This is a genomic window from Flaviramulus basaltis (assembly GCF_900114265.1).
GTDB lineage: Bacteria > Bacteroidota > Bacteroidia > Flavobacteriales > Flavobacteriaceae > Flaviramulus > Flaviramulus basaltis.
In genome coordinates, this window is record NZ_FPKV01000001.1 from 290,361 (window position 1) to 305,374 (window position 15,014).

A 15,014-nucleotide genomic window follows, 5' to 3' on the forward strand; every position below is an offset into this window, starting at 1 on the left:
AAACAGTCTAGGTAGCCATAAGGTGAGCTCTGGTAAATATGTTATTAAAAATAAAGCAACTATCATAGCTAAAAACAGAGGCAATAAAGGTTTTACTCATTATTTGGTTGGTTAGTCCTCATTAGATGGTTTTCCTATGGTTGCTAAAATTCCACCATCAACATATACAATTTGTCCGCTCACAAAATCACTGGCTTTTGAAGCTAAAAATATAGCTGCACCTTGCAAATCATCAGGATTTCCCCAACGACCCGCTGGTGTTCTACCAACTATAAAATCATTAAAAGGGTGTCCGTCAACTCGTATTGGAGCTGTTTGGCTTGTTGCAAAATACCCAGGTCCTATGCCGTTAACTTGTATATTGTGCTTAGACCATTCTGTAGCCATGTTTCGGGTAAGCATTTTTAAACCTCCTTTAGCAGCAGCGTAAGCTCCTACAGTATTTCTACCAAGCTCACTCATCATAGAGCAAATATTAATAATCTTTCCTTCTTTACGACCAATCATACCTTTTACGATATGCTTCGACATAATAAACGGACTTACTAAATCTACTTTTAAAACCTGCTCAAAATCCTCAACTTCCATGTCTTCCAAAGGGGTTCTTTTTATGATTCCTGCATTGTTAACAAGAATATCTATTACACCAACTTCGTTTTCAATCTTCTTTATATTTTCAATGACTTGGGCTTCATTGGTCACATCAAAAAGATATCCTGATGCCTCTATACCAAGTGATTTGTATTCATCAACAGCTTTATCTAACTTTTCTTGTGAGGAGGCCCCATTAATTATTAAGGTTGCCCCTGCATTTCCAAGCCCCTTTGCCATAGCCATACCCAATCCATGCGTTCCTCCTGTAACAAGTGACCGTTTTCCTGTTAAATCAAACAAATTAATTGACATACTTTAAATTTTATCTTAGCTCGTTTATTTTACACACATCCATATCTCCATAATCCAGATTTTCACCAGCCATACCCCAAATAAAAGAATAATTGCTTGTTCCTGAACCTGCATGTATTGACCAGGGGGGCGAAATTACTGCTTCATCATTACCCATCCATATATGACGTGTTTCATTTGGTTGCCCCATAAAATGACAAACCGCCTGTGTTCCTGGTACTTCAAAATAAAAGTAAACTTCCATTCGTCTGTCATGAACATGCGCAGGCATAGTATTCCAGCTGCTTCCTGTTTTTATGGTTGTCATTCCCATTTGAAGTTGGCAAACGTCAACCACACTGTTTACAATATATTTTCTTAAAGTTCTGGCATTAGCTGTTTCTGGAGCACCTAATTCAATAACCTCAACATCTTCTTTTCCAATTTTTTTATTTGGAAATGCCTTGTGTGCGGGTGTTGAATTTAAATAAAACTTTGCTGGATTACTTGATGAAAGACTTTTAAATCTTACATTTTTATTTCCTTGTCCAATGTAAAGTGCCTCTTTATTATCCAATTGATATTCTTCATCATTAACTTTAACCAATCCAGATCCTCCAATATTAATAACTCCTAGCTCTCTTCTTTCTAAAAAAAAACTTGCCTTTAAAGGGTCAATGGTTAGTAATTCAACTGCTTTATTAACAGGAACAACTCCTGCAACCATAAACCTATCATAATGTGTATATGTCCAATTTATAACATCTTTATTCATTAGGTTTTGAATTAGGAATTCATCACGTAATTTTTGAGTATCATATTTCTTCACCGCTTCAGGACTCGAAGCATATCTAATATTATAATTTTGCATATTTTATAATTAAAATGTAATCGATTACACAAATATAATGTAAATTATTTTAAATCCAATTTATTCGAGTAAAAACAGGGCCTCTGCTATACTTATTTTAATCATTAGGTATTGAGAATTTGCCCATATCCAATTTTCCTTTATCAGAATAAAACAAATAGAAGGTGTTATTTATTGCTACTAGTTTAGGAATAGACCTACCCTCTCCTGCATTAGTATATTTTTGAGTACTTCTGGTATCAGTCCAATGGACTCCACCATCTATAGAGTATTTGTATACAATTTCCCCTATATTCATTTTGGCTTTACATGATTCATCATCATTACATAAATCTGGTCTGCTCTTTAAAGCTATGGCCATTATAATCTCACCTCCAGAAAGGGAAGAAACGGCAGATAGACCACTAGATAAATGCCATTCTCCTAAATCTGAAAACAATAGCCTATCCTTAGTATATAATCTATTTCCTTTCTTTATTAGGTTGTAATAAACAGATTGAAAACTACCATATGAATAAATACCGGTACCGTCTTCATTAAACGTTATATCTGGATTTGATTTTCTACCGATTCCTTGGGATATATCTTTTTTGGAAGCTTCAAGTTGGTTTATAAAATCTGTTCCCACCAGGGCATTAAAATACCAAATACTTCCATTTGGCCAAGGATTACCAGATAGCAAATATACCTTACCGTTGTTATATCTCATTTGAAAATTAGCATCTAATCTACTGTAGCTTGTTTCAAACTTTCCCAAACCTTGAATTCCTTTAGGTGTGGCCTCGTAAAAACTAAAAAGATTATGTATATCTTCTTGTCCTGTTGGATCAGTATGCACTAAATACGCATCTCCATTATCTAATGCTGCAATACCAACAACGTAATTTCTCTTAACAGGCTCAGAAAACTGCATATTTCTTATAAGCCAATTATCAGTCGAATCCTTTTTACTGTAATTTAGAATATGGCCTTCATTCCAACTCCCTCCCTCTCTTGTTAAGGTATGCACTGTACCATTTTTACTTACTCCGATGGCTGGTTCATAATCCATTGGTTTTTGCCTTAAATCCTCAATCTTATTATCTTCAAAAACAATATTACCTAAGGTATCTAGTTCGTAGTAATGGGCTGCGATGATATATAATTTATTTTTAAAGGAAACGACATCAAACTGGTTCCCTTCAACTACACCGTTAGTAAACTTCCACTCTTCTTGCCCAAATGAAATGTTCAATCCATAAAAAAACAAAAAAAGTATATACATAATTTTATATTTTGGTTTGTCATAACTAAAGTAGTTAGGTATATAATTAAATACTTTCATTTGTTTATTTTTATTATTTTTTTAATTGTCTAAATGGAACACCTAGATAATCTTGCTTTTGTGTATCCAGTAATTTTTCATAGGTGTTTATAACTATATTAAATATTTTATGCTTCATTAAAAATTATGTTTTAATGGCAAAACTTATGGAACAAGTTCAACTATTAATGGATTGTTTATACGTCTAGAAAAAACAACCAAATAATCTTCCCATTCCTCCTTGCTTTTGAATTGTCCGCTCGCCTTCCAACCAAATCCTGCATAATAAACTACCTGATTATTTTCAACTTTTAAATGGGCGTAGACATTACTTAAATCCTTTATATTACTATCGTAAGTTTCAAAATCAAGAAAAGTACTTTTTTTAGCTATGATACCTGTACCAATTTCCGATTCCTCCAAGGTTTCCCAATAACTCACCCAACCTTCATCAGAATCGCCCGATACATTCCCTTTTCTATCATGTAAGGTTAAACCAGAATAGATAGTATTAGCACCCTCTAAAGAAATAATAAACCTTGTAAGGTTATTACCTAAATCTAAACTCATCACTCTTGATTCCTTAATGGTATTTCCAGCTGCATCCCAGTCTTCATACTCCAGATAAAAACTTGTACGTAAGGGACCTGTAGTGATTGTTTTATATTTAACATAATTTTTTGAGTAATAATATGAACTATCAACTTTAACAGCTATACCCCCTACACCACGACTAGCGCCTACATGAAAATTATCTAAACCTTCTCCAGTGTCTTTATGATAAGTCCCAGTTTTTTCAGTATATTTTTTATACCATTTATTAATAATTGGGTAAGGCACTCTCTTTAGCCAGGCATCAACGCCACTTGATAGAGTAGGTTCTTTTAGATTGTTTTCATACCTAAATTGAGCATTAGGTCCATAAACCCTGAATGCCACTTTATTGTTCTCCCAAGCATAATCATCAGTGCGTTCTGGCACGAATCTAGAATAACAGAGTTCAGGAGCTTTTGGTTTTTCGGTGTCGGTTACAGCAACAATGTTAAAAGTTTTTTCTGAATTTGCCGCCATTTCTGGTTGAAACAAAATTTGATCCATGATACCATCACCATCGTTGTCGACAGTTTGTGTAACTTGTAATTTCCCTGTACCTTCATCTTGAATTCCCAATGTAGACAAATCTTCAACCTTTAAAAAATCTTTTGTTAATTCGACAACCTCAAAAGTTCGCTCAATATCAAGTGTATTTTTCACTATAATCGAAAATCTCTTTTCCTTTTGTGAGCATGAATAACTAATAATGAGACCCACCAACAAACAAGCATATATGTTTAAATGTTTATGTTTCATAGTCATATTCTTTTAAGACAGTTATTCATTTATAACTGAAGCTTTATATAGCCAATTATTATCCAACTTTAGGTTCTCTGTGTTTTTTGATTGCAAAAATATTTCAGTTGATACTTTGGTTTTGCAATTATGAATATAGACGTCGTTACTATTACTTAATCGTATTACTGCTTCTTTGTTCTCTAAATTATCAGACTTAAAGCCATCAATATCTACAGTTTCTCCATTATCAATAATTAAAGGATTTCCATTTTCACAATTAACATGCACATTTTTAAATTCAGCATTTTCTATAAAACTAGCTTGAAATCCGTTTTTAGATGAAAAGTTTGAGTTTACTATGGATAAGCCTTCTACAGGGGCTTCAGGTAAACCTTTTACTATAAGAGCATTCTTAACATTGACAGCCGTAATATTACTCAACCGAATATTTTTAAAAAAAGGTGTTTCAATGGTAACAGGTAATTTAGCTGTGTCCTTATTACCGTAATACATATCTATGGAAATAGCAGTGGTGACATTATTCATTATAATATTATCAGCTCTATAATTTTCAACAACACCACCTCTTCCACGGCCAGTTTTTATTCTAATACCACGAGAAGTTCCATTAAACACACAATTAGAAACAGTTATATTTCTAACATCTCCAGACATTTCACTTCCTATTCCTATGGCACTATGCCCATTTGCAAAAGTACAGTTGCTAATAACTATATTTTCGCAAGATTTTGCCACTCTTCTTCCATCTTCATTATATCCCGATTTAATTGTAATACAATCATCCCCACAATCAACAAAACAATTTAATATCCGTACATTTTTACAGGACTCTGGATTTATTCCATCTGTATTAGGGGAGTCGTGAGGCTGAACTATAGAAATTTTCTCTATGGTTACATTTTCACAATACACCGGATGAATTGTCCATGATGGTGAATTCACAAGCATTAATTCTGAAATCAAAACGTTGCTACAATTATACAGGTTTATCATTCTTGGTCGTGGCACCTTTAATGGACTTCCAATGGGATTGTCAGGTTCCCTTTCTGTTATTCCATTTTGCATCCTAATATCTCGGGTTCTGTAAAATGCTTCCCACCAAGCTTCACCTTGACCATTAAGCGTGCCCCTGCCTGTAATGGTAACATTTTGTAAATCATGCCCCGTAAATAAGGAGGCATATACTTTTCTTTCAATCCCTTCCCATCGCCCATCAACTATTGGACAGTTTTCAATATCATTGTCAAATAAAAGCGTGGCTCCCGACATAACCTCAAAATTAATATTACTTTTTAGGAACAATGGTCCGGATAAATAATTCCCAGGAGGTACTATCACTTTTCCACCCCCACTGGCATTACATTTGTCAATGGCTGTTTGAATAGCTTTGGTACAGAGCATGGCTCCATCACCTATAGCTCCATAATCCTTAATGTTATATATACCATCTTCTTGTGAAAGCCCTACTATTGGAAGGCAAATAAATTGAATGAGTAATATGATTTTTTTCATGATATTAATAATTTTATATAAAAGTGTAAGTACTATTAAATTTTTGTTCGTCTAATTTTTTTAATTCATTATAGAAATTTCATCCTTGGGCACTTCGTCACTAACATCTAAATGAATAGTGTTACCCAAATAATTGTGAAGGATTATATTTTTAGTGGTACCTCCATAAACTTTATACTGTTTAGGCGATGTATAATTTACTGTAATATCTACATTGACAGCATCCTCTATATCTATAACCTTATTGTTGCTATCTCTAACTGTTAACCCATCAATACTCAAATTTTTGATACTCTTTCCATTTAAAATATCCGTAGCTTCTGAGCGCATCAAAATATTTTTCAATAAAAGCCCGTCTACATTTTTGATTTTCATACCATCTATAGAGCTAATGTCCATGTTACTAAAACTTAAGTCCTTGAAATTACTTTCTCCCAACCCATATAAAAAAACGGGATATTTTATATTGGACATGGTTATATTTGAAAAATGAATGTTTTGAAGTTTGGGCGTGCTTTTAGTTATAGGCATATACTGAATAGAGTCTTTATCATAATACATGGCATTGATGTGAATAGCAGCTGGAACACCATCAAAACAATAAAGAATATCCTTGATGATCATATTGTTTACCCTTACATTTTTAATATAGCCGCCACGTTCCCTATTGGTTTTAATATGAATTCCTTTTCCCGTATTTTCCATAATACAATTACTAATGACTACATCTTCAACACCCGCAGACATTTCACTGCCTATTGCCACACCCGCTGCACCATGTATCATCGTACAATTGCTTATCTGTATATTCCTTGAGGGTTTATAATTTTCGCGTGCCTCAGATCCTTTTCCCGATTTAATGGCAATACAATCATCACCAACATCGATAACACAATTGGTGATTTTTACATTTCTACTGGATTCTGGATTAATACCATCTGTATTTGAAGATTCTTCAGGGTTTTTAATATAAACACCGTCTACAGTTACATTGTCACAATCCACAAAATGAACGGTCCAAAATGGCGCGTTTATTATTTTAATATCCTTTATTTTTATGCGTGAGCTATTTAAAAATTGTATAAAAAGTGGTCGTTGAAAGCCAGACTGATCCAAATTCTTTTTCTCTGGATTGTTTTCGGCAAAAATCTGTTGCCATTTATTTGGTTCTCTTTTAATCCCTTGCTTTTTATATTTTCGGATGTCCATAATAGCTTTTTGCCATATCTCTCCTTGTCCATCAACCGTTCCCATACCTGTAATAGCAACATTCTGAAGATTGTTTCCATAGATTAAAGGTGAAAACCCAATGCCATTCGCGCCCTGAAACCTTGTTGGAACCATTGGCAGATAATCATCAAAATCCTTACTGAATTTTATAATTGCCCCTGCATCAATATGAAGCGTAATATTACTTTTTAAATGAATTGGGCCTGTAAGATAATCGCCTGCGGGAAAATAAACCGTTCCTCCTCCCTGTGATGCAGCTTTTTCAATAGCAGCTTTTATCTCCGATGTATTTTTATATACACCATCATTCTTTACTCCATAGTCAAGAACATTTATAACATTTTGAGTGTACACTGTCGTTACAACAAAAAATAGAAGTATTACATGTGATAGGTTCAAAAAAATTTTATTCATAGGTAGTTGTTAAATGGTTATTTTAATTGAGTTGTAGCCTTCATCTCATCTACCATAATTGTAAAATCTCCCTTTTCTACAACGCGCTCCATATTTTGATTCCATAATGAAAATGCTTTATAAGGAATTTTCATTTCAATAAGCTTTGTTTCATTAGGCAATAGCTTTACCTTACGAAACGCTGCTAAGGACTTCACTGGAGTTGTTACTGATGCATAATTGTCTCTTACGTACACAAGTATAGTCTCATCGACAGGCAAATTACCGCTATTGGATACACTAAACTTAATGCTTACTGGTTGTTCATTCGTAATTTCATCATCTACAACCAGATTATTATAAGTAACGGTAGTATAATGCATACCTGAACCAAATTCATATAAAAATTCTGTTGGTTCATCATTGTAGGATCTGAAATATGCTGCTGGCCTATGATTATAAAACGCAGGCAGCTGCCCTGAACTCACAGGTATAGTAATAGGTAATTTTCCAGAAGGATTATAACGACCAAAAATAATATCTGCCAAAGCCTGACCTCCAAACTCTCCTGGTTCCCAAGCATAAATTATGGCACTGGCCAATTCTTTTGCTTTCTTAATGGCTCTGGGTTTACCTGAAATAATAACAACTACAACTGGTTTACCAGCATCATAAGCTGCCTGTATCAATTCATCTTGTCTGCCAAATAATTTTAGATTTGCACCATCTGAGTTTTCTCCACTAGTACGGACAACTTCTGTACTACGCGTAGGATTATCTCCTAAAACCAAAACGGTAATATCTGATTCTGATGCTCGCAGTTTGGTCTCTTCAATATCCTTATCAGAAATATTGCTATGGTCTCCACTAGCATAGTAATCTAAAGTTATTGGTTCATTTTTAAAGGCTTCTAAAATCGTGATAATTTGATCATCCTTCTGGATTGCCGTCCAATCTCCAAGAATGGTTTGATTGTTAGCATTAGGGCCTGTTAAAAAAATACGGGTTTGTTTTGAATTCTTTAATGGTAATAAATTGCTTCTGTTTTTCAGTAACACCATAGACTTTTGCGCGGCTTCCAATGCTAATGATTTTGCCGTATCTGATCTTAAATTAACTTTAGATGGATCTACCAATACTTTTTCAAAGAGGCCTAACGAAAACTTATATCTTAAAATACTTTTTACTGCTTGCTCAATTCGCTTTTCAGAGATTTCACCTTCTTCCACTTGTGATACTACAGTTTCAAAAAATCCTGGACCATGCATATTCACATCGACACCTGCATTTACAGCTAGTTTATTTGCTTCCTCTTGTGAAGATGCTATTTTATGTAATGAATGAAGTCGCTTGACATCCATCCAATCGCTAACTACAAATCCATTGAAACCCAAACTATCTCTAAGTCGCGTTTTAAGTAAATCCTTATTGGCATGACAAGGAATACCATTCAAATCGTGATGAGCAGCCATTATTGTGGCACAACCCTCATTAATAATGCTCTCAAACGGAGGTAACCAAATTTCATTAAGGGCTCTTTCTGAAACATCCATAGGACTAAAATTAAGACCTCGTATAGGTTGACTTCCAGCCACAAAATGTTTTCCACAGGCTAAAACACTTGACTCTAAGCTATTATTTTGATAGCCTTTAACCATAGCACGACCCATTTCTCCAACCAAAAACGGGTCTTCTCCAAAGGTCTCTCCTATACGCCCCCATCGTGCATCTCGACCAACATCTACATTTGGAGAAAACGTCCAGTGACAACCTGTTTGTCTCATTTCTTTAGCCGTAATAGTTGCCATCTTTTTTACCAATAAGGTATCAAATGTACTTGCCATACCTATTGGTGTAGGAAAAACAGTGGCTCCTTCGTATCTGGCGTGCCCATGTATGGCATCTTCTGCAATAAGTAATGGGATTTTAAGTCTGGACTGCAATGCAATACGTTGAAGAAAATTAGCTTCATCAACCCCTTTAACAAGTAAAAAAGACCCAATCTCTCCCTTTTTTACCCGATCTTTTACATCTTTAACTTCTAGTCCTGGATAGAAGTCTTTTCTACCTTGGTTTTCAATATCATCCAATTGATCTGCAATGGTTAACCCTTGCATGTACTTTAATCCCACATACTGGGTCATCTGGCCCACTTTTTCTTTTAGTGTCATCCGACTATAAAGGTCATCAACACGTTCTTCAACCGAAAGATGAGGGTTGAAATACTCTTGAGAGAACGATAAGAAAATGTTCCCTAATAACATGACAAAAACTATAACTTTTCGAACCATTTATTTAAATTTAGATTGGTGTTTATTATTCAGACACTTTAAGGTTGAACACTTAAAGTCCCTTGAGCCTCAACGTTCTTATATTGAGCCGTTATTTTGTAATCAGTTTTATCACTCCCTGTCTTTAAGAGTATTGATGAAATACCTGCTTTTATTGTAGCGGGATTGTCACCTATCAACATCCCATCGGTACCCGAATCAATTGTAAACAGAACTTGTCCGTCTTCATACGGAAGCTGGGTTCCGTTTTCGTCCCGAACCACTGCCCTAACAAAAATGTCGTCATTTGCAGAAGCCTTAATGCCACTCTCATCAAACTCAATTGTCATATTTTTGAAATCGTTTGGTGTGATTAAAGCATCACGAACAACAGCTTCGCCCTTTATATAACCAACAGCTACAAGAGTACCTGCTTGAAACTTTTCTACTTTAAATGTGAATGGTGGGTTTTTAAGATTTGTTGAAATCCTGTTGGTATCTGGCCTTTGTTTGCTTATTTGTTCACCGTTTAAAAGCAAGGCAACTTCATCACAATTACTAAATACCCTAACATCCAATGACGAGTCTGGAGTCCAATAACTAGCAATAGAAACCATTGGTGATGCTTTCTCTTCTATGGCACGCTGACTTCGGTAAAAATCATAACTGAATTTTGGAAGTCTATCAATACTCATAATTCCGGAAGCTTCCAAATCATCATGATACCCTCTATTGTAATCAAACATAACCCAATAACCATCTGCATGTGCTGGCGTATAAAGATTGTCATTGTGTGCTTCCTGAATGTTTGTTGCCTGTTGCAAAAGTGCCTTTTCTCCAAATTCCAATAATTGCCTACTGGTTCGTTCAGATTCTTTAAGATCATTCCAACTATCTTGATTTAACCCTGCATTTTGAGCATAATATTCCCAATCTCCATATTCAGAAACGTTATATGGTTTTTTAGTTTCAATAGTGTTATCATGTCTATGTTGTCTGGCTTGTAAAAAAATATCATAACCATACTCCATCCATCCAGCAGACAGGCTTTTACCAGTAGGATATTCCTCTTGTACTACCTTAATTAATCTATCGATAAACGCTTTTGGCATTTGAGTTTCATTTAGAGATGCTTCCCAGGCCAATACACAGGGGTTATTGCGATCTCTCCGAATCATATCTCTTACTGTTTGCTCTACTTGATCTGCAAACTTTGGATCTTCATTAAAATATTGCCAACCCGGTATGGCATCCAAAACAAACAATCCTAATGAGTTACAAGCTTCCATAAACGACGGAGCATGTGGATAGTGTGACAGTCTAACATAATCGAAACCAGCTTCTTTTATTTTAACTGCATCACGCCATTGGGAATTATCGCTTATAGCATAGCCTAAATAGGGATAATCTTGATGCCTGTTTACACCGCGCAAAAATATTGGTTCTCCATTTACATACAACTTTTGTCCTTTAAATTCTATATTTCTAAAACCTATGGCGTGAGATTCTTTATCAATAATTTTACCCGATTCAGCAATGATACTTGTTACTAGGTTATAGGTTTGAGGTTTTATTGGACTCCAAAGTTCTGGCGTTAACACACTCATTTTAAGAGTAACCTCTTTATCTTGCAAAGAGTTAAGATGTTCTTCGGTCGATACTGCTCTAACTATTAGCTTATCTTCCTTATATAACTCGGATAGTACCGTAAACTTCTTATCTACATCATACTCATTCCTTATATGAACTTTTATTGAAACTAATGCTTCATCTTTTGATATCTTAGGATAGGTCACAAATATACCTCCAGAAGCCGGTTTGTTTTCTAAAATTGGGTCTGTAATGTGGAGTTTGTCTTTAACAATAAGCCATGCATTTCTATACAAACCACTGTAGGTATTGAAATCTAAAATATTTAAAGGTTTAGGTCCTGTTATTGGATTATCTTCGTTATCAAGCTTAATTGATATGACATTTTTACCTTCAGTAAGGTATTGGGACATATCTACAACAACAGGTAAATATCCACCTAAATGTTGAGTTACATGAGTGTTATTTATCCAAACATCTGCCACATTCATAGCTCCATCAAGTTTCAACCTGTACGTTTTATCTAATTGATCCTTAGAAATATGCATGGTCTTTCGATACCAACAAATGCCCTGCCATTGCTTTAAGGTTACATAAGGCTCAAGGTTAGCTGTATGTGGTAAGGTAACTGTTTCCCATGGTTCATCTGAAAAATCAACTCCAATAGGAATCATTTCATTATTTTCCTCTTGATCCTCCAACTTTATAAACTTCCAATCATTGTTGAATTGGAAAACACTTACAAACTCTTCATCATATTCCTTATTTAAAGATGAATTACAGGAAAAAACAAACACTAAAATTAAATGGAAAAAAACTGATAAAAAATTGGACTTAAGTTTCATATTAATTCATTTTTCGATCTTGTTTGGTTGCTAACTCTACTGTAACATTTTGCACCGATATATCTTTAACATTCTGAATACTAAAACCCTCTAGAGACTTGACTAACATATCTGTGAATGAGACCTGTTGAATTGGAAGTTCAGCAAATCCAGCAATGTAAATACCTCTCCCAACAGGATTATTTATTCTGATATTTTTAAATTGGATATTTCTAAAGAAAGGTGTTTCAGGTGTAAGTGGCTGAAACACTGTTGGACCTTTATCTTCTAGAGCATAATAATACTGATCTATAGCTATTGGAGCATGATTCCATTTTCTATCTGTATGTTTAGTGTTTAAATAGGTAATATTTTCCACCCTAACATCTTCTACAAAAGTGTAGGACGCATTTTTTTTTGTTTTAATATTTGCAATACTGGCGGCATCAATAAACGTACAATTCTTTACCAAAACACCTTTAACTTTACAGCCACTTCCAATAGCAAATCCAAGAGGTGATGCACCAGGAGCTGCATTGCCGTCAAAAACGCAATCCAACACATTAATATTTTCACAAAAGCGGCTTTTTCCATCTCCTTTTAGTGCTATACTATCATCTTGATTAGCAAAGAGACATCCTACAATGGTTACATTTCTTGAACCATACGGATCCAATCCATCGCCATTACGTCCTTTTACTGTAGAATATTTTAAAATTTTAACATCTGAATAAATGACATTATCGATATAAATAAGAACATTATTAAACTTTGGTGAGTCTTGAAATGTTACACCCTGAATAAGAATATTTGAACCTTTAACTAATTCTAGAAAACGAGGACGTGTTTCACCTTTTACTTTTTCTAAGCCTACTGGAAAATGTGGCCACCAAGTTTCTCCATTAGCATCTAAAACACCTTCTCCGGTTATAGTTAAATTATGAATATTTGATCCATAAATTAAACTTTTTCCTGTATGAACTTTGTCACCATCAGTGTATGTCAATGTGGTTTTGAATCTTTTCAAAACACCTATATCGTCATATCCAATAAATGTGAGTAATGCTTCTTTTTCAAGCTCAAACGTCATATCACTTTTTAATTCAATTTGACCAACAAGGTAAGATCCTGCAGGAACAAAAACCGTTCCTCCTTTATCACAACTATTAATGGCATTTTGTATCGCTTCGGTATCATGTACTTTTCCATTACCAATAGCACCAAAATCTTTTACATTAAAAATATTTCCTACCTTTTTAGTTGTAACATTAATCGCATTTTCTTCCAAAAACTTAGGCGCTTTACTTTTTGTAACACATACTGAAAAACTATAGGTGTGTTCAGGTGAAAGGTCTTTTACCGTATAGGTATGCTTATTTGCCGTTGCTATTTTAATACCATTTTGATAAATATCATAAGACAATTTGGAGTGTGAATACTCTTCAAGCATAACGTTTGGCTCGTATTGATCATCCCAAAGAAGTAATACCGTAGACGATGTAACTCCAAGAGAAGGAGCTCTCAAATTCTTAATAAAGTTTGAAGCATTTTGTCCCCATACTTGTAATCCCATGCATAGAAAAATAATTATTAATTTAGTAATCTTATTTTTTATGCTTTTGATTTGTATGTTCATAATTTTTAATTTTTTAGGTTTTTATAAAGCCATGCATCAGCTTCTTCCCATTGTTCCGGAAATGTCCAATGTCCAGTTTCTAAAAAGATATTCAGTTCTTTAGGTGCATCAATTATGTTATATGCAGCAAACATAGAGGTTGGTGGACAAGTAGGGTCATTATACCCCCAAGAATACCATCCTGGAACTTTTATCCTTCTTGCGAAATTTACTGCATCATAATACGGGGCTACCTTTATCCAATTTGGACGTTCTGCTTCGTTATAATTTTTGAACATATGAGGCCAACCTCCTGCTCTTTCTTCTAAATACCCTGTCAAATCGCATAGCGCAGGATAAAAGGCTGCTAAATATTTTATTCGTGGATCTAAACCTGCAGTAACAAGAGACAATCCTCCGCCCTGGCTTGCACCATTAACGGCAATGTTTTCTCCATCAAATTCTTCCATCGAAAAAATATAATCAACAGCTCGAACACACCCCAAGTAAACCCGCTTATAGTAGTAATTATCTAAATCATCTAATTTATTAGCCCAATAGGCCTTAAGTGCTCCATTTTTTAAATTGTTATAAACCTCATCATCCATTCTCACAGGAATGCCATGTATCCCAATTTTCAAGGTAATGAATCCCTCCTCTGCCCTGAGATCCGGACCATAAGACCGCACACCTGCTCCCGGCACTCTTAAAATTGCCGGATACTTTCCAGGAGCTTTAGGTATTGATAAAACACCATATATTCTACTGTTTTTTATATTGCCTATATTGAGTTCATAAACATTTATTTTTGAAGTACATAACTCTGGCAAAAGTCTAAGTTTAGGATCTATGGGCACTTTTGCTAATTCGGCCTTTGCTTGTGACCAAAACGCATCAAAATCGGAAGGGTTGGTTACGGCTGGCAATATATTATGTGGTTCAAAAGCGGCTCTTCCCCTGCCTTTATAGGTTCTATTATTTACTTTTACAGATACTTCGCATTCAAGAAAACCAGGTTTATCAATTTTCATCCCAACGATATGAGCTTGCCCTGATTCGGATACAATATCATCTTCTTTGGTAGATGTCATTTTTTCTAATCCCAATGAATAATGAATTTTAACATTCGGCACTAACTGTCCGTCTTGCAAAACTTTGACATCAAAAT

General features: G+C 34.7%; 10 protein-coding genes. All 10 read right to left on the reverse strand.

Annotated elements, in window-relative coordinates:
* Positions 1–111: 111 nt before the first annotated feature.
* A complete protein-coding gene (locus BT151_RS01355) occupies positions 112–906 on the reverse strand; it encodes a gluconate 5-dehydrogenase (protein WP_072399893.1) in 795 nt (264 codons plus the stop codon).
* Positions 907–916: 10 nt separating this feature from the next.
* Positions 917–1,756 carry a 5-dehydro-4-deoxy-D-glucuronate isomerase gene (kduI, locus tag BT151_RS01360; protein WP_072399895.1) on the reverse strand — a complete coding sequence of 280 codons (840 nt, stop codon included), beginning with the start codon at positions 1,754–1,756 and terminating at the stop codon, positions 917–919.
* Positions 1,757–1,853: 97 nt separating this feature from the next.
* Positions 1,854–3,020 (reverse strand): hypothetical protein, encoded by a 1,167-nt coding sequence (locus tag BT151_RS01365; RefSeq protein ID WP_143144232.1) that lies wholly within the window; start codon positions 3,018–3,020, stop codon positions 1,854–1,856.
* Between the two features lie 204 nt (positions 3,021–3,224).
* Positions 3,225–4,313 (reverse strand): DUF4861 family protein, encoded by a 1,089-nt coding sequence (locus BT151_RS01370; protein ID WP_245794679.1) that lies wholly within the window; start codon positions 4,311–4,313, stop codon positions 3,225–3,227.
* A gap of 117 nt (positions 4,314–4,430) precedes the next feature.
* On the reverse strand, positions 4,431–5,924 hold the full coding sequence (locus BT151_RS01375) for a glycoside hydrolase family 28 protein (protein ID WP_072399899.1): 1,494 nt from the start codon (positions 5,922–5,924) through the stop codon (positions 4,431–4,433).
* Between the two features lie 60 nt (positions 5,925–5,984).
* Complete coding sequence (locus tag BT151_RS01380; protein ID WP_072399901.1) at positions 5,985–7,568, reverse strand: glycoside hydrolase family 28 protein; 1,584 nt, start codon at positions 7,566–7,568, stop codon at positions 5,985–5,987.
* A 17-nt stretch (positions 7,569–7,585) separates the two neighbouring features.
* Positions 7,586–9,838 carry a glycoside hydrolase family 3 N-terminal domain-containing protein gene (locus BT151_RS01385; protein WP_072399903.1) on the reverse strand — a complete coding sequence of 751 codons (2,253 nt, stop codon included), beginning with the start codon at positions 9,836–9,838 and terminating at the stop codon, positions 7,586–7,588.
* Between the two features lie 38 nt (positions 9,839–9,876).
* Entirely contained in the window at positions 9,877–12,252 is a 2,376-nt protein-coding gene (locus BT151_RS01390) for a glycoside hydrolase family 2 protein (protein ID WP_072399904.1), read from the reverse strand.
* A gap of 1 nt (position 12,253) precedes the next feature.
* On the reverse strand, positions 12,254–13,867 hold the full coding sequence (locus BT151_RS01395; RefSeq protein ID WP_084647822.1) for a glycoside hydrolase family 28 protein: 1,614 nt from the start codon (positions 13,865–13,867) through the stop codon (positions 12,254–12,256).
* 5 nt (positions 13,868–13,872) lie between these two features.
* The gene (locus tag BT151_RS01400; protein WP_216231057.1) at positions 13,873–14,952 is read right to left on the reverse strand and encodes an acetylxylan esterase; all 1,080 of its coding nucleotides are present in this window, start codon (positions 14,950–14,952) and stop codon (positions 13,873–13,875) included.
* Positions 14,953–15,014 lie beyond the last annotated feature (62 nt).